Origin of the sequence: Vibrio sp. L3-7 (assembly GCF_963898195.1) — a bacterium.
Classification (GTDB): Bacteria; Pseudomonadota; Gammaproteobacteria; order Enterobacterales; family Vibrionaceae; genus Vibrio; species Vibrio echinoideorum.
The window spans coordinates 94,247-118,232 of record NZ_CAWQUW010000007.1; the positions used below are offsets into that span (position 1 = coordinate 94,247).

The 23,986-nt window shown below is 42.6% G+C and carries 21 protein-coding genes; 12 read left to right on the forward strand and 9 right to left on the reverse strand.

Annotation, left to right across the window (positions count from 1 at the left end):
- Positions 1 to 35: 35 nt before the first annotated feature.
- A complete protein-coding gene (locus AACW75_RS07355; protein ID WP_017075861.1) occupies positions 36 to 695 on the reverse strand; it encodes a pyridoxamine 5'-phosphate oxidase family protein in 660 nt (219 codons plus the stop codon).
- A 90-nt stretch (positions 696 to 785) separates the two neighbouring features.
- Between AACW75_RS07355 and pdxR the strand changes: the two genes are divergently transcribed.
- Complete coding sequence (gene pdxR, locus AACW75_RS07360) at positions 786 to 2,240, forward strand: MocR-like pyridoxine biosynthesis transcription factor PdxR (RefSeq protein ID WP_145571104.1); 1,455 nt, start codon at positions 786 to 788, stop codon at positions 2,238 to 2,240.
- Between the two features lie 49 nt (positions 2,241 to 2,289).
- Here pdxR and yjeH read toward each other — a convergent pair whose 3' ends face one another.
- The gene (gene yjeH / locus AACW75_RS07365; RefSeq protein WP_145571106.1) at positions 2,290 to 3,558 is read right to left on the reverse strand and encodes an L-methionine/branched-chain amino acid transporter; all 1,269 of its coding nucleotides are present in this window, start codon (positions 3,556 to 3,558) and stop codon (positions 2,290 to 2,292) included.
- A gap of 244 nt (positions 3,559 to 3,802) precedes the next feature.
- Between yjeH and AACW75_RS07370 the strand changes: the two genes are divergently transcribed.
- From AACW75_RS07370 to AACW75_RS07380, 3 genes are all read left to right on the forward strand, one after another.
- Entirely contained in the window at positions 3,803 to 4,264 is a 462-nt protein-coding gene (locus tag AACW75_RS07370; RefSeq protein ID WP_145571155.1) for an Lrp/AsnC family transcriptional regulator, read from the forward strand.
- 84 nt (positions 4,265 to 4,348) lie between these two features.
- On the forward strand, positions 4,349 to 5,296 hold the full coding sequence (locus tag AACW75_RS07375) for a LysR family transcriptional regulator (RefSeq protein WP_145571108.1): 948 nt from the start codon (positions 4,349 to 4,351) through the stop codon (positions 5,294 to 5,296).
- Positions 5,297 to 5,403: 107 nt separating this feature from the next.
- Positions 5,404 to 6,018 carry a LysE family translocator gene (locus tag AACW75_RS07380; protein ID WP_029225158.1) on the forward strand — a complete coding sequence of 205 codons (615 nt, stop codon included), beginning with the start codon at positions 5,404 to 5,406 and terminating at the stop codon, positions 6,016 to 6,018.
- Between the two features lie 93 nt (positions 6,019 to 6,111).
- Here the strand turns inward: AACW75_RS07380 and AACW75_RS07385 are convergent, their stop codons facing one another.
- Positions 6,112 to 7,275, reverse strand: a complete 1,164-nt coding sequence (locus AACW75_RS07385; RefSeq protein WP_145571110.1) for an alpha/beta hydrolase — start codon at positions 7,273 to 7,275, stop codon at positions 6,112 to 6,114.
- A 48-nt stretch (positions 7,276 to 7,323) separates the two neighbouring features.
- Complete coding sequence (locus AACW75_RS07390) at positions 7,324 to 7,554, reverse strand: hypothetical protein (protein WP_029225157.1); 231 nt, start codon at positions 7,552 to 7,554, stop codon at positions 7,324 to 7,326.
- 275 nt (positions 7,555 to 7,829) lie between these two features.
- On the opposite strand from AACW75_RS07390, the gene hcp reads away from it, so the two are divergent.
- A complete protein-coding gene (gene hcp / locus AACW75_RS07395; RefSeq protein WP_017075855.1) occupies positions 7,830 to 9,491 on the forward strand; it encodes a hydroxylamine reductase in 1,662 nt (553 codons plus the stop codon).
- Between the two features lie 122 nt (positions 9,492 to 9,613).
- Entirely contained in the window at positions 9,614 to 10,693 is a 1,080-nt protein-coding gene (locus AACW75_RS07400) for a hybrid-cluster NAD(P)-dependent oxidoreductase (RefSeq protein WP_145571111.1), read from the forward strand.
- A 266-nt stretch (positions 10,694 to 10,959) separates the two neighbouring features.
- Here AACW75_RS07400 and AACW75_RS07405 read toward each other — a convergent pair whose 3' ends face one another.
- The gene (locus AACW75_RS07405; RefSeq protein WP_017075853.1) at positions 10,960 to 12,396 is read right to left on the reverse strand and encodes a glyceraldehyde-3-phosphate dehydrogenase; all 1,437 of its coding nucleotides are present in this window, start codon (positions 12,394 to 12,396) and stop codon (positions 10,960 to 10,962) included.
- An 814-nt stretch (positions 12,397 to 13,210) separates the two neighbouring features.
- On the opposite strand from AACW75_RS07405, the gene AACW75_RS07410 reads away from it, so the two are divergent.
- Complete coding sequence (locus AACW75_RS07410) at positions 13,211 to 15,793, forward strand: ATP-binding protein (RefSeq protein ID WP_145571158.1); 2,583 nt, start codon at positions 13,211 to 13,213, stop codon at positions 15,791 to 15,793.
- A 160-nt stretch (positions 15,794 to 15,953) separates the two neighbouring features.
- Here the strand turns inward: AACW75_RS07410 and AACW75_RS07415 are convergent, their stop codons facing one another.
- The 3 genes from AACW75_RS07415 to AACW75_RS07425 all read right to left on the reverse strand — a co-directional run bounded on the left by AACW75_RS07415 (position 15,954) and on the right by AACW75_RS07425 (position 17,496).
- The gene (locus tag AACW75_RS07415; RefSeq protein WP_017075851.1) at positions 15,954 to 16,190 is read right to left on the reverse strand and encodes a hypothetical protein; all 237 of its coding nucleotides are present in this window, start codon (positions 16,188 to 16,190) and stop codon (positions 15,954 to 15,956) included.
- 116 nt (positions 16,191 to 16,306) lie between these two features.
- Positions 16,307 to 16,987 (reverse strand): D-Ala-D-Ala carboxypeptidase family metallohydrolase, encoded by a 681-nt coding sequence (locus AACW75_RS07420; protein ID WP_237297698.1) that lies wholly within the window; start codon positions 16,985 to 16,987, stop codon positions 16,307 to 16,309.
- A 194-nt stretch (positions 16,988 to 17,181) separates the two neighbouring features.
- Positions 17,182 to 17,496: a DUF496 family protein gene (locus AACW75_RS07425; protein ID WP_004742367.1), complete on the reverse strand. Its 315-nt coding sequence runs from the start codon at positions 17,494 to 17,496 to the stop codon at positions 17,182 to 17,184.
- Positions 17,497 to 17,691: 195 nt separating this feature from the next.
- On the opposite strand from AACW75_RS07425, the gene AACW75_RS07430 reads away from it, so the two are divergent.
- The 5 genes from AACW75_RS07430 to luxQ all read left to right on the forward strand — a co-directional run bounded on the left by AACW75_RS07430 (position 17,692) and on the right by luxQ (position 22,902).
- The gene (locus AACW75_RS07430; RefSeq protein ID WP_135458263.1) at positions 17,692 to 17,892 is read left to right on the forward strand and encodes a hypothetical protein; all 201 of its coding nucleotides are present in this window, start codon (positions 17,692 to 17,694) and stop codon (positions 17,890 to 17,892) included.
- 63 nt (positions 17,893 to 17,955) lie between these two features.
- The gene (locus AACW75_RS07435; protein ID WP_145571115.1) at positions 17,956 to 18,615 is read left to right on the forward strand and encodes a YceH family protein; all 660 of its coding nucleotides are present in this window, start codon (positions 17,956 to 17,958) and stop codon (positions 18,613 to 18,615) included.
- Complete coding sequence (locus AACW75_RS07440; RefSeq protein WP_145565284.1) at positions 18,616 to 18,930, forward strand: GIY-YIG nuclease family protein; 315 nt, start codon at positions 18,616 to 18,618, stop codon at positions 18,928 to 18,930.
- Positions 18,931 to 19,237: 307 nt separating this feature from the next.
- On the forward strand, positions 19,238 to 20,332 hold the full coding sequence (locus tag AACW75_RS07445; RefSeq protein WP_017075846.1) for an autoinducer 2-binding periplasmic protein LuxP: 1,095 nt from the start codon (positions 19,238 to 19,240) through the stop codon (positions 20,330 to 20,332).
- Positions 20,332 to 22,902 carry a quorum-sensing autoinducer 2 sensor kinase/phosphatase LuxQ gene (luxQ, locus tag AACW75_RS07450; RefSeq protein WP_145571116.1) on the forward strand — a complete coding sequence of 857 codons (2,571 nt, stop codon included), beginning with the start codon at positions 20,332 to 20,334 and terminating at the stop codon, positions 22,900 to 22,902. Before AACW75_RS07445 ends, luxQ begins: the two co-directional genes overlap by 1 nt.
- A 230-nt stretch (positions 22,903 to 23,132) precedes the next feature.
- Here the strand turns inward: luxQ and AACW75_RS07455 are convergent, their stop codons facing one another.
- Positions 23,133 to 23,792 (reverse strand): PilZ domain-containing protein, encoded by a 660-nt coding sequence (locus AACW75_RS07455; RefSeq protein WP_145571117.1) that lies wholly within the window; start codon positions 23,790 to 23,792, stop codon positions 23,133 to 23,135.
- Between the last annotated feature and the right edge of the window lie 194 nt (positions 23,793 to 23,986).

The window sequence follows — 23,986 nt, forward strand, 5'->3', positions numbered from 1 at the left end:
GTATACAATTTTATCGCATTGACCATTATAGAATACTAATTCTGATACCAACGTTCGCCATAGGCTGCTTGGTAGTCAGGTTTATCGACAAGACCTTCCTGTTCTGGAACCGTCTCTAATGGCCCAACAACGGTGCGATAAGGCAATACTCCTGCCCAAACAGGGGTATCCATGTCGGCTTTATCATCATTAACCCCATGCTTACCAATTTTGACGGAGGCTTCTGTTAACGGTATCGCTAATAGTTCGGTCGCGGTGAGCTCTTTCTCATTACTGAGCCTGACTTCATCGGTTCTGCCCGGTGCTATTTGCTCAATGAAGATGTTCAATAAGCGATCTTTTTCTTGGTTGTCATCAATTACAGAGAAAGACCCGAATACCACCGCTGAACGGTAGTGCGCACTATGATGAAATGCAGAACGAGCCAACACCCATCCATCAAACAAAGTGAACGTTAGGCAGGTTGGCTCTCCCTTTTTTAGGCCTTTCAATAATCGGCTGTTTTTAGCGCCATGGATATAGACTATGTCACCCACTCGCCATGCGAGCATTGGGATAACCATCGGACCTTGCTCACCTTGTAATGCGATGTGTGCGATTAAGCTCTCGTCGATGATTTTATGCAGCTTTTCTGGTTCAAATACGGCCTTGTGAGCCCCTTTCTTAATCGTTGTTCTTTTCGTGTTAGATAACATAATCACTCCTTAATCATTGCCTTTTGATTAATGTAGCGATTAACTGGTCTATTAAATAGAGCCACTTTTAAACACTATTTGGATCCAGTTATGCAGCCTATTGATGTCGGTGACCTAAAGTTGGACGAACACCACGACACACGTCAAACCGCCTTGTTTCATGCGATCAGAGAAAAGATTGTTCAAGATTTATGGAGTAAGGGCAGTAAGTTACCTTCAACACGTAAGCTAGCCGTCGAGTTATCGGTGAGTCGAAATACGGTGATTTATGCGTACGAGCAACTGGTCACTGAAGGCTATATCGAAAGTAAGCAAGGCTCAGGGTTTTATGTCTCGGTTGAACAACCAGAACACTTTCTAAGTTTGTCTCAGCCAAACAGTGTTCTGGATCAGAAGGTCAAACAAACAGTCAGTCAACCGAGTACAAACATAGCGAAACCTAACGACATTAACCGCAGCTTTGCCCCCGGAGTTCCTGACTTAGATGCGTTCCCTTTTGCGAAATGGCAGAGGTTGCTGCAACGCCACTCTACACGTCAGAACATTGCGGGCAATCAAGAGGTTCAGGGAAGCTCAGCCTTGAGGGAAGCGTTGAGTGGGTATCTCGCAAGCAGTCGCTCAGTTCATTGCAGTACGGATAGAATCATCATCACCGCAGGTGCTCAGCAAGCCATCTCAATTGGTTTGATGGCAACGTTAGCGATGGGCGACAAAATCCTCGTGGAAGAACCCGGTTATCGACAAGTGCATAAAATTATCGATCTGTTGAGACTAGAGCTGGATGGTGTGAGTGTGCGTGAAAAGGTGGGGCTAGATATTGAAAAAGTGTTGTCCAGTAACGCTAAGGCTCTCTATGTCACACCGAGTAACCAATACCCAATGGGCACGACCCTCAATACTGAGCAACGCCTCAAGTTGATCGATTGGGCTAACAAACATCAGTCATGGATCATTGAAGATGACTACGACAGTGAGTTCCAGTTTGCTCATCGCCCTTATACCAGCATGCAAGGTTTGGCGGGTAAGTTAGGGTTCGATGATCGCATCATCTATGTCGGCTCTTTGAGTAAGGTGATGTTCAATGGCCTCCGATTAGGTTATTTAGTAGTGCCAGAAAGTCTGGTGGCGAAGTGTCTTGAGATTAAAGACGCGCTCACGGGAGACACGGCGTCTCATACACAAGAAGCTTTGGCGGATTTTGTTCACGAAGGTGATTTATTGCGTCATATTAGAAAGATGCGTCGTTCGTACAAACTCAAGCATGAAGCGATGATTGAAGCGATTAAAAGTGAGTTTCATGGCGATCTTGAAGTGATTAGCCAAGCGGCAGGGCTACATGTGACCGTGAAGTGGTATCAAGGCATATCTGAACATGAATGGAGCCGTAGAGCTGAGCTTGAAAATATCATCATTCGTCCTTTTGACTTTTATGAATATGGATCAAGTGATGCTCGTGATTGGAATGGGGCGGTGTTGGGATTTGGAAATATCCGTTTGGCTGAGATAAAGCCGAAGATCACACAGATCGCTCGGCTTTTTTATTAGTAATATTGGTAGGGCATGCTTACAGTTTGTCGATTCATCATTAATCGAGTTATAACTTGTCGACAGAAACGGTTTTACCTTTACCTAACCACTTACGCCAAGGGAGTGACAATGTCACAAAAACAATGACAGCATAGAGCATCGACCAACTTAAACAGATAAACACCAAGGTACAGATGACCAGTGAGAGCATGGCGGTGTATCTAGATGCGCCAGTCAGTAATCGACAAGCCGCTAACATTGCAAGTAGATAAACCAGAACGAAAATACCGTTGGCGAGTTTAAGAAAGAATTCGAGATCGAGATTAGACAACTCACCAATCACACAAGAGATCAGCGCGACAAAGCCAATTGCTAAGGTTGGGTAAAGTGGTACACCACGGCTATTGAGTTGAGCCATTCTACTTGTAGGAGTGTGTTGGCGAGCCTGAGCCCAGATCATTCGCGATAGGCTTTGTGTGTAAAGGTTGAGGCTAGCAAAGCAAGCAAAGAAACCAAGCACACTGATGACGGTTTTGAAGCCATTACCAAACAGTTGCTCTGTTACCCACGGGATGGATGCAGCATCAAATTCCGGCGAACCATAAGCGCCTAGCTTGATAATAACCACCGAGCAAGCCCAGTACACTATGCCCGCAACGAAACACCCTGCAATGATGGCGATTGGGAAGTCACGTTGTGGATTTTTGAATTCCTCTCCCATGTGAGCAAAAGCTTCTATTCCGACAAAGCACCAAAACATCACCGCTAAGGCTGCGCCAATCGACCACATCGAATCGGACGTCATGGTCGGAACTGCGATGTCACCTGCAGTGATATCGGCTTTCCAAACAAAGGCGCTAACCAAGGCAAAAATCGACAAGGCGATCACCGTTTGTAAGCGGCCAGAAGACTTACTGCCCATCAAATTGACGGCAATAAGCAGAGCGACGGTAAAGGACTGCGCGCCAAGTGGTGTGTCGAGTGGCGCTGGCAATAGTTGTTGTGCAAAACCTCCAGCCAATGCAATCGCAGCCGGAATACCGACAGGAATCACACTCACAAACAACCAAGCCACGCTGGTTTCTAATCGCTCACTGAATGCTTGACGCACAAAATAGGCCGTGCCACCTGCATTGGGGTAGCGTTTTCCTAGTGCGGCAAAGGTTAGTGCAATCGGGCAAATAGCGATAAACAGGATTAACCACGCGAGTAGTGACAACTGTCCTGCAATGCCTGCTGCGATGGCAGGGATCATAAATAATCCAGTGCCTAGCAAGGTAGTCGAGAGTTGTCCGATTCCTGAAATAAGCGTGATTTCTTGTTTGAGTTGCGTCATTCGCTGTCCTTGCTGGTAGTGCGGTGTTGTCGTTACTTAAAATGGAAGTGCAGAGTGCATACTCTGCATTGTGTTTGAAAGCATACATTGTCGCTATCAATAATACAGCTAGCGAAACGTCTTAAGACACCGTCATTTTAACGGTATTAACTCGATTGAACGTGAAAGTGTTGGCTGTTCTATCGAGGGGAATTGTGTCAAATTAGTCTCTATAAATAGAACAATAATGGAAGTTATCGCAATCATGGATAAATTTGATCGCCAAATTTTAGATATCCTCAAAATTAACGCTCGATGCTCGGTGAGCGATATTGCTAGAGATGTGAGCCTTTCTCGCTCTGCAGTCAATGCCAGAATTAAGAAATTAGAAAACGATAAGGTGATTACAGGATACTGCGCGCAGATAGCAGAACCTGATCAGCCTAAGAATGTGTGCGCTTATATTACATTGAAGTTTGATCTATCGAGCAGTGACCATAGTTGTGAGTCTTACGCGAAACGTATCCAGAGTATTGATGGTGTCCAGTGGTGCCATTCAATCAGTGGAGAGACTGATATGATGTTGTACGTTGAAGTGGAGAGCATGGAGCGTTTGAATCAAATCCGCGATCAATTGCAAAGCTACTCAGACCTACGTCACCTCATGACGCATACAGTTTTGACTGAGTTTTTTAACAAACAGAATTCGCAAGGTCATCCATGTTAGGTCTTATCCATTATGCTAGAAACTTTAATCTTGTTAGGATCTTTAACCTTGTTAGGGTCTTTAATCTTGGTAGGAGCCTAAATTTTGCTCGGTAATATTAATTTAAATTTGCTGCGTTCTCTGCATGTGCTTCTTGAAGAATGTCATGTAAGCCGATCTGCTCAGCGCTTGCATATCACGCAATCGGCGGTGAGCCGTCAATTAGCTCAGCTTAGGGATTTATGTGGCGATCCTTTGCTTGTTCGTGATGGCAACAAACTGGTTCCTACCAACCGTGCTCTGTTGCTTAAAAGCAAGCTCGATGACTTGTTGGGCGAGTTCGACCATCTATTGGATGATAAACCCTTTGAACCACAAGACTGGCAGGGTGAATTGGTGTTGTCTTCTAGCGATTATGTTGCTCAGTATATCCTTCCTGTCATTGTCTCTGAAGTCTCCAAAGAAGCCCCGAATATTAATTTAGCCTTCCGTTTGTGGCAGCCCAATTATCTTGAAGCACTGAACGAGTTGGGTATTCACTTAGCTTCCAGCATGTTTCCCCAAAAGCCAGAGCACGTATCGAGTATTAAGCTTGGTGAAGATAAATCGGTATGTTTGATGCGCAAGTCTCACCCATTAGCTCAGCAATCGATTTTGAGTGCAGAAGACATCGTTAATTACTCACACATTAAAGTGACGGGTGGGGGAGATAAAGACAGCTACGCGGACATTGCATTAAAGAAACAAAGTCTCAAGCGCAGAGTTGCTTTGCAGGTTCCGTTTTTCTCGTCGGCAGGCACGGTGTTGATGCAAGACGATTATCTAATGATTGTGCCTGAACATATCGCTTATAACTTGGGACGACACCTCGATACTACTTACTTTTCTTTGCCGTTTGATACTGAAATGCATACCTATTGGTTAATGTGGCACCCCAAGTATGACAATGACTCTGCACACAAATGGGCGCGAGAAAAGGCATTCCAAGCCATGCAAAAGTCGAGCTACAATATCAGTATGATTTTAAATCATACCTATGATTACAATCTTTGATTTCAAATTATACCTACTGCAAATTATGGTAAGTATTAAGTATTAAGTATTAAGTAATAAATGTAGAGCGTTCAGTTGGAACGCATTGTTTTACTAGGAATGGAATGATGACAGTAACAATTTGGTTTTCTTTATTAGCGATCTGCTTATTGGGTGCGATGTCTCCAGGCCCAAGCTTGGCAATGATTGCTAAACATAGTTTGGCTGGTGGTCGCATGAATGGGCTTATCGCAGCTTGGTCACACGCTGCTGGCATTGGCATTTATGCGTTCGCAACGATTGTCGGTTTAGCGGTGTTACTTGAACAATCTCCGATGTTATTTAAGGGAATCAGCTTAGCGGGTGCCGCGTATTTACTTTATCTTGGCGTGAATGCGCTACGTTCGAAAGGTGGCGTTGCAGCGAAACTGGAAGCGGGTGAACAGATGAGCTATATGCAGTCTGCTCGTGAGGCTTTCTTGATCTCTATCTTGAGTCCAAAGATCGCGCTGTTTTTTATTGCTTTGTTTAGCCAGTTCGTAGCTTTAGGTAATGAACTCACCAATCAAGTTATTATTGTTTCAACACCACTGATTGTTGATGGCCTTTGGTATACCTTTATCACACTGGTGTTATCTAGTCCGCTTATCGTAGAGCGTATTCGCTCGAAAGCGCAGCTTATAGATCGACTTTCAGGTGTGGTTTTGATCCTGCTGGCTGTTCGTGTTGTCTGGATGATATAGCGACAGCTAACCTTATATCGAAAAATGATATTCATTAAAAAGGCTCACTAGACGTTATCTAGTGAGCCTTTTGTGTATTTAATCAAAGAGCTTTTAACCTTCCGAGTTCAGTACAGCATCAAGCTTAGCCATTGAATCCGAAAAGTAAGGGTTGTAGGTTAGGCGAGCATGGTTTTTCCCATCTTCAATGTATCCCCACGCTGAGTACCAAACTTCACTTGTCGCGTTGCACTGCTCTTCAAAGCCTTCATCCTGCCCATTAGAACAGATCTTCTCACTACCATTGACTCCGTAGTACGGATTGCTAGGTGAGAACAACAAGCCCATGTGAGAACCATTTGAGATACGTTGCTCTGGAATCTTCATGCTGTATTGAATAGCGCGAGGATCCTCGAGTGCGGATTCTCCTTGCCAAACCAGCACATTGTTTGGGTTAGGCATCGACTTAGTAAAGGCCTGTTGAACGAAGTTGGTGTCAATCACACTGTCGCCTTCACTCATCATAATAAACACCGGTTTATCGAAGTGCTTATCCTGTAGATCTTCGCGAACCACTTCTGATGTCTCGTAGTAAACGGACGCGCCGTTCATTGGTAGCGAGTTATAACGCAGTATATTGTCTTCAGGATCTTGGTCCGCCCAAGTAACAAAGTAGCTTGCTAGCCCCGCGTATTGCACGGCTGATGAGCTCGGTTGAAACGCAGGAGAGAACAGTAATAACCCTGAGATTTTTGGATCATTCATCGCCTGTGACGTTACGAGATTCGCACCTGTTGAGTAGCCACCAAGCCACACGGAATCGTATTCTTGTTCTAGCAGCTTAGTGTGATGAGCGACCACACCTTGCCAATCTTCCAAGCTTGGTTGCATTAAGTCGCCCACACGGCTGCCATGACCGGGAAGTAATACCGTTCTCACAAGGTAACCTTGTTCTGCTAGATGCGTGGCGATGTCTTTAAATGAGTAGGGTGAGTCACCTAATCCATGAACTAACAACACGGCCTTCCCGTTCGGGGAAGCGGGTTGATATTCTGTCGGAGAATTAAGTTGAATCTCTAGTTGCTTATTTTCGGTCATGAACACGCGGTTTTTCAGCAACCAATCTTGAGTGTCGTTCACGTATGCGTCAAAAGTCTCTTGCTGATATTCGGGCAAGTTTGGAGAGGTTTCGTAAGCGGGTTCAATGGTCTCGCTGGAGCAGCCAACGAGACCGAAAGTTGTTAAGGCAATAAGCGTAAGAATTGTCTTTCTTGGCATTGTTTAATGTTGTCTCTGTCGTGTTTTGTCCTGAAGCAAAAGCTTAGACTATTTTTTGTTTGAAAGGTCTTCATATTCGCCTTCAATAACACCGGCATCATTGGTTGATGACTGACGAGTGTTCATATGAGCTGCGAAGCCTTGTTTTTTCATTTGATTCTGAATGCGCTTGCCAGTGATTAAAGCTGCAATAGCTAAAGGAATAGCAAGGATCAAGCTAGTGAATAGCGCCAATAGGCCAGTAAACAACGCAACAATCGTAACTAATATATTTTTCATATTCATTCCTCTTTTTCTATGTTGCTACTATATCGCTTCTATTCTGAACGAAACATGAACACTGTTAATTAATTTCAGAGAGTCACTATGACTCAGGTGTGTGTGAATTGAGGGTTTATATGTAGTCATAATCACGCACTAAAAATATGGATTTCAACTAAATCATTTAAAATCAATAGCTTAAAAGTTGGCACGTTTGATGCTCTATAAGGTTTGGAATAAGTCACTGTAAGCAAAGTACTTACAGCTATTAAAAAATTACTGGGAGCCCCTATATGTTCTGTATTCAATGTGAACAAACAATTCAAACACCAACCGTAAAAGGCTGTTCTTTCGCACAAGGTATGTGTGGAAAAACGTCGGAAGTATCCGATCTTCAAGATGTGTTGGTGTACTCTCTCCAAGGTGTTTCTTTTTGGGCTAATTTAGGTCGCGCTTGCGATGTTATTGATACTGAAATTGATGAGTGGGCACCAAAAGCGTTCTTCGCGACATTAACTAACGTTAACTTCGACCCTGCTCGTATCATTGAATTTGCACAGCAATCTCATGAATTCAAACAACGTTTAGAGCAAAACGTTCGTGCTGCTGCAACCTTGATCGGTTTTGAAATTCCAGCGTTATCTTCAGCCGCTCAATTCGAACTTCCAACAGATTCTTCAGAGCTTCTCGCTCTTGCGCCTCAAGCTGCGGTAAACCGTGGTCATGACTCTCAACATGAAGATGTGATTGGTCTTCGCCTTCTATGTCTATACGGTCTAAAAGGCGCGGCGGCTTACATGGAGCACGCTCGTGTTCTTGGCCAAACTGACAACGCTATTTTTGCTGAATACCACGAAATCATGGCATTTCTAGGTACTGATCCATCAGACCTAAAACAGTTGCTAGATACATCAATGCAGATTGGCTTGATGAACTACAAAGTAATGGAAATGTTGGATAAAGGCGAGACTGATACATTTGGTCACCCACAGCCAACAACTGTGAACGTAAAAACTAAGAAAGGCCACTGTATTCTTGTTTCTGGTCACGACTTGCATGATCTAGAAAAGATCCTTCAACAAACAGAAGGTAAAGGCATCAACGTTTACACTAACGGTGAGATGCTACCTGCACACGGCTACCCAGAATTAAACAAGTACCCACACCTTGCGGGTAACTACGGTAGCGCTTGGCAGAATCAGCAAAAAGAGTTCGCTAACTTCCCTGGCGCAATTGTAATGACGTCAAACTGTCTATTGAACCCTGATGTAGGTACTTATGCTGACCGTCTATTTACTCGTAGCATCGTAGGCTGGCCTGGTGTTGCTCACCTTGAAGGTGATGACTTCAGCGCTGTAATTGACTGCGCGCTAGAGCAAGAAGGCTTTAAACATGATGAGATCGAACAAATGATCACTGTCGGTTTTGGTCGTAACGCACTGATGGAAGCGGCTCCTGCAGTCGTTGAACAAGTGAAAGAAGGCAACATCAAGCACTTCTTCCTAGTGGGTGGCTGTGACGGTGACAAATCTGAGCGTAGCTACTACACAGACTTCACAGCACAAGCGCCAGAAGATTCAATTATCTTAACGCTAGCGTGTGGCAAATTCCGTTTCAATAAAAACCAATTTGGCGATATTAACGGTATCCCTCGTCTGTTAGATGTTGGTCAATGTAACGATGCTTACTCAGCGATTCAGCTTGCCATCGCACTGTCTCAAGAGTTTGATTGTGGTATCAATGAACTGCCACTAACGCTCGTTTTGTCTTGGTTCGAGCAAAAAGCGATTGTTATCTTACTGACATTGTTTGCTCTTGGTGTTAAAGGCATTTACACGGGCCCAACGGCACCTGCCTTCCTAACTGAAAACCTACTAAAGATTATGCAAGATGAGTTCGATATGCGTTCTATCTCAACGCCAGAACAAGATCTTAAAACAATCTTAGCGGCTTAATTTAAGCCAATCCCAAGCCTCGTTGTTGTTTCGGTTCTTTCTAAGAACATACAACGACGGGGCTTTTTAGATTTAAATCTTCAGTCATTTAATCATTTAGTCATCAGCAAGGTGCGCGAACTATGTATGCATGGTCAGATAGCGATTCAATTAATTTAGTATGTTTAAAGAAATGGCATGAGACTGCAGATACGGTCAGCTTTGAGCTAGGCAGTATTCCAGAAGACCTACATTTCAACTTTAAGCCTGGGCAATTCATCACCCTAGGTTTAGATATGCCGACAAAAACTGACTATCGTGCATACTCTGTTGCTTCTTGCCCCGAAGATAACCGTTTGAAGCTGACAGTAAAGCGTGTTGATGGTGGTTTAGTTTCCAACTTTATTGTCGATGAGCTTGATGAAGGCGATGAAGTTTCAGTATTGAAACCTGCAGGCGCGTTCAATTGCATCGACTGCGTGCCAACAGAAACTAAAAAAGTGACGCTAGTGAGTGCTGGTTGTGGGATCACTCCTGTAATGGCGATGGTGAAATATTGGTTGTCTCAAGACAGTGGTATCGAAATCGACTTTGTTCATATGGCACGCAATAAGCGTGAAACCATATACTTTGAAGAGCTTCATCAATTGGATAAAACCCATGCCAATTTCAACCTTAAGTTGTTGTTGAAAGACAATGAGGGCACTACGGTTCCTCAAGGTCGATTAGATAAGAATTGGCTAGTCAAATTGAGCCCTGACATCTTAGACAGAACCGTTTACCTATGCGGCCCTGTTGGCTTTATGCAAGATATCGAAAGCTACCTGAAAGAACTTGAGTTCAACATGGAAAACTTCTACCAAGAAAGCTTTACTCCCGCGACTCAAAGTAATAATTCACTAGCCAATAGCAATACTGCCTCAGAAGAATCACAAGCAGAAGCGTCTGCGGATTCGAATAGTGCCGTTAAGGTATTTGTACCTGCGTTCGGAGCTGAAGTTGAGGCGGAAACTGGCACACCATTATCGGATTCATTAGAAAAGGCAGGTGTTCCAATTATCATCGCTTGTCGTAGTGGTATTTGTGGTTCGTGTAAGTGTAAAGTTACTAAAGGATCGGTTGAGTCAAGCAGCCAAGAAACATTGACGCCAGAACAGATTGAGCAGGGTTACGTACTCGCATGTTCGAGTTCGATCCAGTCAGATGTTGAGGTTGAGCTGTAACAGATGTGAAGTCTAGCTTTGTTAGAGTGCTGATGAAGACAAGGTTGGCGGGATAGAGACCAAAATTAAAGTAACAGATGTAAAAAGGCCACTTAGATCAGATAGAGAGAGCAGATCTAAGTGGCAACCTTCCTGTTTATACGGGGGAGCAAAACAAGAAGGATTGCAAAGCCCATTACAGACTTCGCAGATATAATTATTATGTTGTGGAGCTGGTTACCTAAAACTGTTTATAGAATCTAAGGAAGTAATAGAATCTAAGCAATTTATACTTCAGGATATGTCTTGTAACGAACACCCATCATCTGCTCCATACAGTGAACAACTTGGCAGCTGTAGCCAAATTCGTTGTCGTACCAAATGTAGAGAACAGCGCGGTTGTCTTGCGCGATAGTTGCAACACCGTCAACCACGCCTGGATGACGAGAACCAACGATGTCTGTAGATACAATCTCAGTCGAATCTGTGTAATCAATTTGCGCAGACAAAACAGAAGATAGCGCCATTTCACGCAAGTATTCGTTCAACTCTTCTTTGTTTGTGCCTTTCTCAAGGTTCAAGTTTGCGACTGCCATTGAAACGTTTGGCGTCGGTACGCGAATCGCATTACCTGTTAGCTTACCTTCCATTTCTGGCATCGCTTTCGATACGGCTTTCGCAGCACCTGTTGATGTCAGAACCATGTTCAGCGAAGCGGCACGGCCACGACGATCACCTGAGTGGAAGTTGTCGATCAGGTTTTGGTCATTGGTAAATGAATGAACCGTTTCGATGTGACCAGATAGAACACCAAACTTGTCATGCACCGCTTTCAATACTGGCGTAATCGCGTTTGTTGTACAGCTTGCAGCAGAGATGATCGTGTCTTCTGGTTGAATGTCATTTTGATTCACACCAAATACGACGTTCTTGATTTCACCTTTGCCTGGCGCAGTCAGTAGAACCTTCTTCGCACCATTACACGCAACGTGTTGGCTTAGGCCTTCAGCGTCACGCCACACACCTGTGTTATCAACCACAAGTGCATTCTCGATGCCGTAAGCGGTGTAATCCACTTCTGCTGGCTTGTTTGCGTAGATAACTTGGATAAAGTTACCGTTAACGATGATCGCTTTACGTTCTTGGTCTACCACGATGCTGCCATTGAATTGGCCATGAACAGAGTCACGACGTAGCAAGCTTGCACGTTTTTCTAAGTCACCATCTTTACCGCCACGAACAACAATTGCACGTAAACGTAGTGGGTAACCTGGGCCACTTTTCTCGATCAATAAACGAGTCAGCAAGCGGCCAATACGACCAAAACCGTACAAGACAACATCGCGAGGTTCTGTCATCGCATCGCCTTCAAGCGATTCTAAAAGTGCAGTTTGTAGGAAATCATCCAACCCGTGTGTGTCTTCGCGATCTTGCCAGAATGTATGAGCAAGGCGACCAACATCGATACGACATGGAGACAAGTCCATAGTGAGAAGGTGTTGAATGATTGGTTGAGTCTGTTCTGCGGTTAGCGGGGAACCAGTGTAACGTTTTGCGATGCGGTGAGCTTTGATGATGTCGATAGTTGTCGCGTTAACTAGGGTCTTACCGAAGAGGATAACTTCTACGCCTTTTTGGCGGTATAACTGACCTAAAGTTGGAGCGATGGATTCAGCAATGGTTTGACTAGTTTGCCAATCTAGGAGGTGCTTTTCGGGACTCATCTTTACTCGGGACCTTTCACGTTATTTTTGTATTTATAGCGAATGTAGGGTTGCTATAAATACAAGGGGGAATTGAGCTATACAAGCTATAGTGGTCTTTAATGCCACTTAGAATGTGCTTGATATACCTTGTGTGTAATTTGTGATTTTTATGTGGCAGGATTGTAATGTACGACTGGTTATTCTGCTAGGAAAATTAAATGCAGACAAATTAGCTGTTAACTTGCCATTATATAGCGATAAGACGTGGTTTTTATACTGAGAAAGACCATTGACTTTAACAATCTGTAGCACTTAATTTTCACCAAAAAATACTCAAATCAAAAATCAATATGTAATAAGTATCAGCACATCATTAAAAGTGTGACATTTGACTTAACTTCCACGAAAAAAGTAAACAACAAATAAGGAAATGGACGGAGTTGGTCGGACAAGTCTTTAATGAAGCGAAATCAAAGCCGAAAAGTGGATTAACCGTAGGGTTCATTCTAAAAAATGGCTTAATTTAGTCTCGCTTGCTCAATGGTTTTGTTTCGTTTTCTCTATGGTGACGAGAATTACCTCAATATTGGGCCTAATCTGATTATTTAGGTACGTTGTCGATCTTCAATATCGGCGTCTGGGTAAAGATAAATCTTTATTCTGGACTCAGAATATCGTTTGTCATATCCAATTTGATCAATAAGTTCTGTTAATGTCCTATTCTTAGTTTGGGCTAGGTAAAATTACTTGTGGGAAGGGAGTCGTTATAAAAATGATAAACATGTCAATTAGATGGCGTCTTATTTTTCTTTCCACGGTTTCTGTATTCATTATGCTTGGATTTACAGTCAATGAAGTGTTAAAGAACGATAAAAAAATGAGTCACCTTGAAACAACACGTATTAAGGTTGAAGCGCTTCAATCTTTTAATACTATTTCAAGTGATGCTTATCGATGGTTGGTTCTGTCTAATGATTCCCCCGAAAAAAGTCAGTTGCTTTCAAAACTACAAACTGAATTAGATAGGCTATCTCGGTTCGAGACAAAACTTCAATCGCTCGACATCAATTGGAATGTCGAATCGCAACTGGTAGAGCTTAAGAGTGTGTTGGTGAGCCTTGCTGGCGCAGGGCAAAATATAGACGCAACGCAAAGCAGTGATAATGCACTGCTGACAGAGCGCGCCTTCGACTTGCTAGAAAACGTATTAATGGAGCTGTCTGAATATCGCATTAACTTAGTGGATGAAAATATCATTCAAGCCGATGCGATGTTTATCAACCTGACTAACTATGTGTTTTGGACTCAGCGAGAAGCGTGGTTAAGTTATCGCTTGTATCGTTCTCCAGAGCTGAAGAATCAATATTTGATGAGCTATGTGGGTGCTTTAGAAAGGCAGCAACAGTTGTTGGACACATTTTTTCGCTCGGGTAGTCGCTCGCCTGAAATTAGAAAACTGTTAAATACGTTCTCCAAAGATGAATTTCAAGACAGTTTTACAGCTCGAATCCTCAAAGGAGACTTCTCGTCACCTGAAATATATGAACACGTTGAAGGCCTAGAACGAAAGAAGCAGGCCATTTCAGAAGCGGTTAGCGCTTACACAAAGCAACTTCAATCTGATTTAACAAAAAACATTTCATTGCAGAAAAGACAGGCACTGAGCATGACATTGCTGATTCTTGTCGTTTCAGGTGTTTTGTTATGGTTGGGTATCGCGACGTCTTTGCGTTTAAACAGAAACCTGTCACTGATACTCAAAGGGGTTTCTGAATGTGCCGATAGTTACGGTAAGCCAACGGTTATTCAAGTTACAGGCAACGATGAGCTTGCAGAGTTCACTCAAACTCTAAATAGAGTGATGGAGCGTAACCATCAACACAACAAAGAGTTAATAGAAGCAAAAGAAGACGCGATTTCGGCAAATAAGGCCAAAAGTGCATTCTTAGCAAACATGTCACATGAAATACGTACCCCGCTTAACGGGATTATTGGTATGGCAGAGATTTTATCTCTGAGTCAACTGAGCGCCAATCAAAAAGAAGTACTCAGTGATATCGAATCGTCTTCACATTCGTTGTTGGTGCTACTGAATGACATTCTCGATCTTTCTAAGATAGAGTCGGGTAACTTGATGTTGTCGCCACATAACGCTGATTTACGAGAAGCGGTTTATGATTCAGTGAGCGTGATTTTGTCGAAAGCGATAAGTAAAGATATTGAACTTGATATCAATATCGATTCTCACACTCCACCACAACTGTTTTTCGATGAGTACCGTGTTAGGCAAGTACTCACTAACCTGCTGTCTAATGCGATCAAATTTACGTCAAAGGGAACCATCACAACAGATATAGCTTATACACCGATGTCTTTGGGCAGAGGGAAGCTTGAGTGCAGCGTCTCTGATACAGGGATTGGGATTGAGCAAGAGAAATTGGAATCTATTTTTGAGCCTTTCACCCAAGAAGATGGCAGCATTACTCGTCAATTCGGTGGTACAGGACTGGGGCTTGCGATCTGTCGACAACTTGTTGATCTTATGGGTGGATACATTACCGCGCGCTCGGTGAAAGGAGAGGGTGCGACTTTCACTTTTTGTTTGTATGTTGACGTCGTTGAAACTGATGTTCCAACCTTCGATAACTTACGTAGCACGACGATCATCTCGAACTCTTTCAACTATCTCGATCAACTAATTAAAGAGTGTCAGCGCTTAAATCTCAGCCCAAAGGTCGTATCATCTATATCGACCCTCGATGAAAGCTTGAAAGAAAGTGATTTAGTACTTTATTGTCATACGCTGCACCATTCTATGGAGAATGACCTTGCTGCGCTGAAAGAGTTATATCCACTCACTCGCGTTATTGTATGCCAGCATCACCTATTTAAAACCAATCTAATAACAGAGACGGTTCACTCGACCCACACGTTGCCATTTTTAGGTAGACGCTTTCTAAACAGCCTGAAATCTCTTGATGTAGATGAAGAACAAGCACCGCTAGTGGAGCCAAAGGATGAAGAAGTTCGTTCTCTGAATCGACGTATTTTGATTGTTGAGGATAATCTGATGAATCAGAAAATAGCTAGCTTCTTCCTTGAGCAAGCCGGTTATGAATATTTGATTGCCAGTAACGGGCAAGAAGCGGTAGATGTGATAACTCAAGGTGCTCAGTTTGATGCGATCTTAATGGATTGCATGATGCCTGTTATGGACGGCATAACGGCGACTCGTGCGATTCGACAATGGGAACTCGATCAACAAACCCCGCCACTGCCGATCATTGCCTTAACCGCCAGTGTTTTAGAAGAAGACATCAAAGATTGCTTTGAAGCGGGCATGAATGCTTATTTACCGAAACCTTATAAGTCTCATCAGCTTTACGACCTTTTTAGTAGCCTTGATATCGTTTAGCCATCTCGTTACTAGGTAGATATAACTTGAACTATCCACTAGTGAAGCGTTGGCTTAGAAGGCTGTATTCAAGGTCTTAATTGTTCTCTTAATAAAGACATAGAGCTTCACGAGTTAATAGAAGAATAGGTTGGACCACTCTCAAATGGCTGCTCAGTCTCTAGCGTACTTCCAATCCAAGGTTGTATTGTGCAAGACAACGACCTACGTAACTAATTTTGAGTAATGCGGCGACTAATATAGTACTGATGTGTGCGACGATCTGAATGGGCAGAGAGAAATGATCTGCCATAGGGTAGGCAACAATAATACTAAGTAGCATAAGTAATGCGGTAATCGCTAGACTGAAGTTTGATACAGAAAGTAGAGTTTGAAAGCGTTGAGTCATAGTCTTCATATTGAATTCCTAATTGCTATTAATAATTATGATACTTGTTATCAATAGCAATTAGCGTTCCACTTGTTCTAGATCAATTTTATCAATGGCTTGCGTTGGTTTTATGTCTTAATGCGTCAAATTGACTCTGGCACATTAGTTGTCAATATGACTCTTTGGTGTGTTAATGATTGCCATTGTCTAAAACCGCAAGTGTCGATATGAAAGCGAACTCCTGAATATAAGCCCAGCCCGACATTATTTTTTTGCCCAAACTCGGCATGAATCTTTTTGAGTTTAACGTGCAGATCTTCACGAGATATGCCATTAGCAGGGACGAGATCTAAGGCGCAAAATTCCAAATGCTTGCTTCGAAGCGCTCCGCCAGCCTGTTGGTTATAGATCTTAGAACGTTCACCCGAAACAGGGATAACAACACCAATTTCAGGTTCAATATATTGTTGTATGTATTTCAAAGTATTGATCATGTTAGGCACGTTTTTCTTATTGGGAAGGGTAAACAAAGTGGTGTTACTCATTGCCCAGTCTGTTCCTTGAAGTAGCACTAAATGCAATGGCATGCTTTTGGTCACACCAGCATCTTTGAGCTGTTGCCCAACTTCCTTTACTTTATCTTCTGCATGATTAAGAAGCATCCAACCTCGAAATGCCGATCGAGTCGGAACCTTGTAACCATGAACATCTACTACGAGGTCGTCGTAAGTGATTTCCGTCTCTTCAGTGTAAAGTCTCTCAAATTCTTCGGGGTAGGGCTGAGTTGATGATAGCGCTAAGGTAATCAGAATACTTGCGTACATAGGGTCACTCCATTGCTTGCGTTTACTTAGTAACTTACCTTCACTTGATAACTTGATAACTTGATAACTTGATAACTTGCTGTCACCAAATCATTTACGTTCAATTAAGTATAGACGCTAGAATTCAGGTACAAAAAAACCCACTACAAAGAGTGGGTTGCTAACATTGTTGCAAGTCAATTAACTAGGCTAGATTATTTCTTACCTTGGATTTGCTTGTCTTCTTCTGTTAGTTCACGAATACGACGGCTGATATCGCGACGTGCTTTAGAAATCTCTGCGCTCTTAATGATGTGGTCATCAACACGGTCTTCGTAGTCGGCTTTCATGTTTTTGATAATGCCTAGGATCTCGTCATGAGTCATTTCTGGCTTGATGTAATCAAGTAGGTTATCAAGAAGGTCGACACGCTTGCGGTTGTCACGAACTTTCTTTTCGTTGTCTAAAAGTTCACGCTTAAGTTTGTTCTTACGTCGTGCTTGGTTAACAATTTCAAATACGCTGCTCATAGATTCCTTTTCCTAATCGTCAAATACATTGTCTGGTTCTGATTAAAGCACATCAATTGATGATGTAACAGTCTTTAGATCAAAGCAAAAGTAAGCTTGTATAATTATTCGACACTCACGCTGATGTGTGATTGTTTTTATCTAAGTGTTCACGTTAGTATCCAGTATAGACATGGCATTGATGCGAAATGTGAAATGAAACAACAACAATTAGAAACAGAAGATTTGGGTGACAATGTGACTGAATCTTCAGCAGAGCAAAACAAGCTGCGTGATGCGTATGTACAAGAGCGTACTTATTTGGAAATCGTGGAAATAGAGCTAAATCGTTCTAAGATCATAATGATTGACGAACAAGGCAGAAAGAAACGAGTACCGATTTTGTCTGAGCACTAGTCATCAGAGACTGCATTGTTAGGTGTTGAGATGGAATTATCAAAATAATAAAAAGGAAAAACGATGAACACAGTACTTTCCCCAATTGAAGCGAGAATCATTGGCTGCTTGATCGAGAAAGAAGTCACGACTCCTGATCATTATCCGCTGACATTAAATAGCTTAACAGCGGCTTGTAATCAGAAGAGCAATCGTGAGCCTGTTCTATCGCTATCAGAATCAGACGTTTTAGATGCGGTTGATGGCTTGATAGCGCGTCGCATGGTGAGTGATGAAAGTAGCTTCAATAGCCGCGTAAATAAGTATCAACACCGCTTCTGCAATACTGAATTTGGTGATTTGCAATTCACAGAACAAGAACGCGCAATTATCTGTTGCATGTTACTTCGCGGCGCGCAGACTCCCGGTGAACTTCGCACTCGAACTGGACGCCTAGCGAGTTTCAGTGATGTGAAAGAGGTAGAAGCGACACTCGAGAACTTAGCAGTAAGAGAGGCGGGCGCTTTGGTTGTTAAGCTACCACGCGAAGCCGGTAAACGTGAATCTCGTTACCAACACCTGTTGAGTGGCGAAGTTGATGTTGAAGCGTTTGCGACGGCATCTGTGGGCGCGGCGACTCCATCTACTGCGACTAACGAAAAATTTGAAGAGCTCGAGTCAGAGGTTGCAAGTTTGCGGGCTGAAGTCGCAGAGCTTAAAGAGTTGGTTGAATCACTGCTCTAAATGACGACGTCTAATAACAATGCGGATTGGGTTGTGTACCTGATCCGCAATAAAAACAATGCGCTCTACTGTGGGATTACTAACAATTTAGAGCGCCGATTTGAACAACATCAGCAAGGTAAAGGTGCTAAAGCCCTTAAGGGTAAAGGTCCGCTTGCGCTGGTTTGGAGCTTTAGTGTTGGGTCAAAAAGCGAGGCGTTGAAAACCGAGTACGCGATCAAACAATTACCAAAATCACGTAAAGAAGAATTGGTATCACTCAAACTCATAATTGAGTGGCAGGAAGGCAAAATTCTATATATCGAAGTCTCATAATTCATAGCTAAAATATTCGCTATTGATTACACATTAAGAATGCAATTCCGCTCATTATTCTTATTAAGCTATTGAGTAAAATAGATTATTTATTTTCCCTTTACCCGAGCGAGATCCTCGTAACAGTCGTCAATTTCAATCTTAACTCTGAATTGATATGTTGCTCATTTAGAATGTCGTTCTAATTAGTTCTAGATGCTATCATTTATCATCGTTGTCCTACATAATATATTTTATCCATACGAAGATATGGTGTCATGCTAGGTTAAAAAATGAGCCAAAGTAGCTCATATAGAACGAGAAAAATATGAAACGTTTATTGATGTTGTTTGGACTTGCCGTATTTTCTGCATCCGCGCTCTCCCACGGTACCCATGTCCTCAATGGGTATTGGGAGTACCAAGATTACCTTTCCAATTATCCAGAGCAAAAAGCATTGACCGATAAAATGGTCGAAGCTGTGCAAAATCATCCTGTGCCATTGAGACGAGTTCAAGATAAGCCTATTACGATTTCAGTCGTGTATCCGGGTCAACAGATCTCTGATTATTGGGTTCGTAATATCCAAGCTTTTGAGAAACGCCTCGATAAGCTGAGAATTCGCTATCAAATAAACCAAGTGTTTACACGTGTAAATGCAGATGTCTCTCAGCAGAGCATTTCTTTGCAAGAGGCGATTGAAAATAAGACGGATTACTTGATTTTTACGTTAGATACGACGCGTCATCGTAAGTTTATTGAGCACGTGTTGAACTCTACTGACACCAAACTGATTCTTCAAAATATTACGACCCCAGTTCGAGCGTGGGCTGATAGACAGCCATTCATGTATGTGGGTTTTGATCATGCGACCGGTAGTTTGAAACTGGCAAATTATTTTAAAGAAGTGAGCCAACCAGCCAGTAAATATTCTGTTTTATACTATTCGCAAGGTTACATCAGTGATGCGCGTGGAGATACCTTTATCCATGAAGTGAATACCGATACTCATTTTGATCTTAAGTCTTCGTTCTACACCAGATCAGATAAAGAAAGTGGTTATCAAGCGGCTAAAATCAGCATAGCGAACGATAAGGATCTAGACTTTATCTATGCGTGTTCAACCGATGTCGCTTTGGGCGCAGCAGAAGCCATTCGTGAATCTGGTCGAGATATCTTAGTGAATGGTTGGGGAGGCGGATCCGCTGAACTTGAAGCCATTGCAAGGGGTGACCTAGATGTCACTGTCATGCGAATGAATGACGATACAGGTATCGCGATGGCAGAAGCTATCAAATGGGATCTTTCAGGATTAGACGTTCCTACTGTTTATTCTGGAGAGTTTGAAGTTGTGACCAAAGAAGATTCTCCAGAACGTATTTCAGAACTTAAGAAGCGAGCATTTAGGTACTCAGGTCAATAATGAAGAAAAGTTACGCCAGTACACCTAGAAACACTTTAGCTAAACTCATTACGCGTATCATTATTTTAGTGATAGGTGTGATGGCACTTGGCGTGCTTATTCATACTTATGAAACCAGCAGCACTATCGTAAAACAAGAGACGAATCGAACGGTTAAACAAACCTCAAGCCTCATCCAAAATATGTTTGATTATCGTTTGTCGGTGCTACAAATTCACCAAGACAGCAGCTCACACAGTGAAACTCTAAGAGAGTATTTTACTACTGGCAATGAAGAGGCTTTGAGCTACTTTTTCTTTGGTGTTGACCAAAGTGAACCTGATCATGCTCCTGATTTGCGTTTTGTGTCTACTCATGATGGTTTGGCTTGGGACGATGGTAACGGCCAGTTTTATGGATTGGATCATGCTTCATTAGAAAGTATCTCCAAAGAGGTGTCGTTTAGTAGTAATTGGCACTTTTTGAAGCTAACGACCAATATTGGTGACCGTCATTTATTAGCGCGACGAACACCAGTTATTGACAGCACAACCGGTGAGGTTCTGGGCCAGTTGTATATTGCTATCGTACTTGATAATAACTTCTCGCTCGCAGAATCGATCCAACAGGGAAGCAATTGCGAGAACATCGTCATTGAGGCCCATGGAACTCCGGTCACATCGACATTCAGTGGTGACGAAAGCTATACCATCACTGACATCCTCCACTATCAAATGTATGAGCAATTACCTCGTCATTTCGTCACCATCGCAACGATTAAGATTAACTCTGTTGAAACGCCTCTCATCATTCGAGCTGTCCAAAAGAACACGAACTTCATTGCGTTAGAAGAGAACTATGAGCGTGCGATCATTGTTGTGATTGTGGTGATCATATTGATGTCTTTCTTTGCGCGAGTTTGGATTCAAAGAAGAGTGGCTGCTGAGCTAAATAAACTGATGAGCTTTACTCGTTCTGCGAGTGGTAATGATGAGTACAATAAGTTTGATGGTTCTAACATTTTCGAGTTCCACCATATCGGTTGCACGCTTGAAGACACCTTTGAACGGTTATCGGAACAGAATCAAAAGTTCCAAGATCTCTTTAACTTTGCTCATTCACCTATCTTGGTTTGGTCTGATAAAGGCGACTTGATTCAGATGAACCCTGCAGCCCGCATGGCGCTTTTTGATGCCGACGATACCTATGGTGCAATCGCTCAAGAATTTGAGAGCCGCATGTTGCCAAATATTCAAATGGTGGTTCAAGGGGCGAAACTGACCGGGATTAATGTACCAATCGGCGAAAAGGTTTTTCGCTGGAATATGTCTGCTATTCGTGTTGAACACGGTATTACAGGTGTTGTTGTTCAAGGGCAAGACATCACCAAGCTTATTGAAGCGGAGAGACAAGCTGATCGAGCAAGAGAAGAAGCTGAGCACCTTGCGAATTTACGTGCTGACTTTTTGGCTAAGATGAGCCATGAGATTCGTACGCCGTTAAACGGTATTTTAGGTGTTTCTCAGTTACTCAAACGCTCTATACAGGGCGAAGACAATCGAGATCAGGTCGATGTACTTTGTAACAGTGCTGAACATTTACTGGCGGTGCTTAATGATATCTTGGATTTCTCCAAAATCGAACAAGGTCAGTTTAATATACAGAAGAAAGATTTCCGTTTGGGTGAGTTAGTCAATACTTTGGATAGTATCTACCGTCCTCTGTGTGAGGAGAAATCTGTTGCCTTTAGCATTGTAAATCACTTGGAAGATGATGTTGATATCTACACTGACCAAGTTCGACTTAACCAGATTATGTTTAATCTATTGAGCAATGCTCTTAAGTTCACTCACCAAGGGGCGATTTCTGTCAGCTTTGAGCTCGAAAGTATTTTTAATTCAGATAAAGCCAGCTTGATTGTTCGAGTGAAAGATAGCGGTATTGGCATTGACGAAAATAAAATCGATGCTGTATTTGAACCGTTTGTACAAGCCGAAGAAACGACAACCCGTGAGTATGGTGGCACAGGTTTGGGGTTAACGATTGTAAAAAACCTGGTGGAAATGCTAGAAGGCGATATTCAAGTCCGCAGTGTCATAGAGCATGGCTCAGAGTTCATTATCGAAATCCCAGTGGAATTACATTCCAAGCCATTGTTGGGCTATAAACCACAAGCAGATATCGAGCCTCAAACTCTATTTAGTCGGTCTTTGAACGTTTTACTCGTGGAAGATAATCATACCAACGCGTTTATCGCTCAAGCTTTCTGCAAAAAGTATGGAATGGTTGTTACCTGGGCAAAGGATGGCTTAGAAGCGCTAGAAACAGCAAAGGTGAGTACGTTTGATCTCATTTTAATGGACAACCAACTGCCTAACTTAGGTGGGGTTCAAACCACTCTACAATTACGAGATGAGATTGGAGTATCGACACCTATTTACGCATGCACCGCTGATGCTCGAAAGTCGACCCGAGACAGTTTTCTGGCCGCAGGGGCAAATTACGTGATTGTAAAGCCGATCAAAGAAGAGTCTCTGCACCAAGCTTTTGTGCATTTTAAAAACTCTTACTGGAACGATGTGAGTCGTTAACAGTGAACTATCTAACGGATAACCATTTATCTAATAGCAGGTCGCAGATAACTATTAACTTAATTCGTAATTCGTAGTTCGTAGTTCGTAGTTCGGGTTGTTCAAGGTTGTATCGAGGTTGGGTTAGAATTGGCGGGTGCATACACAATAAGTCACTCACCATTTTCTTTATCAAATTACAGTTCGATATTGTTTTTTTTGCTGAACTTTATACTAAAAGCAATAAGCAGTTATAAAAATCCAGCGACAAAAGCTTGTTCTAAAAGAAGTGTTTTCAATTCGTCGCTCATATCTAAATGCTCTGGGAATTGGATGCCCAATAGCCAACCTTGACCTTGTCTTTTCTTACTCACCACTTTATAAACAAGTTCGCTATCCAAATGTTCACTTAAGATTGAATTGACTTTGATCTTCCAACCGATATCTATATCTGATTGCTGCGCTATATAGACGCCACAACCTGAGACCGAAAAATCGATCAGCGTTGCGTCAAGTGACAAGGTATCAAAGGTGACTTCACAATCGAGGCGCACTTTGTATCTTTCATGTTCGCGGATCGGCTTGGTCGCGAAATTAGAAGGTGGGCGAAGGAATATAAGATGCGCGGGCGAGGTGATATGAGCCAGTACATTAGTCTTAAACGCAATAATATGTCCAAGCTCTGTATCAGTGATAGCACGAACAATAATATCAACGTTGGAGAGCTTTCTAAGTGTTAGTGCTTCAGTCGCTTTCTGTGATAACTCTAAGATCAGGTACTGATCTTCTTTGTGCCCGATATACAGTGTACTTATTTGGATTGAGTCGTCTGGGCCAAATTCCAATACACCTGCTGTTTTTGTACCCGGTTTTAGGTATCTGAACAGTTCTAAGTTTTTATCTTTATGCATATTCATCAATGAACAATGTTGACCATCTATTGAAATGATAATAACGCCCTGATAAGACTATGTCATTAGTTTCATTAAGGTAATTGTCAGTGTTGAGTTAAAAAGCGAGTTGCTTTCCTAAGTAAACAGCAGCTTACTCTTGCCGCAAAACAAGGTAGACTGTTGTCAGTTATGTCATTGATGGAGAAATCGTA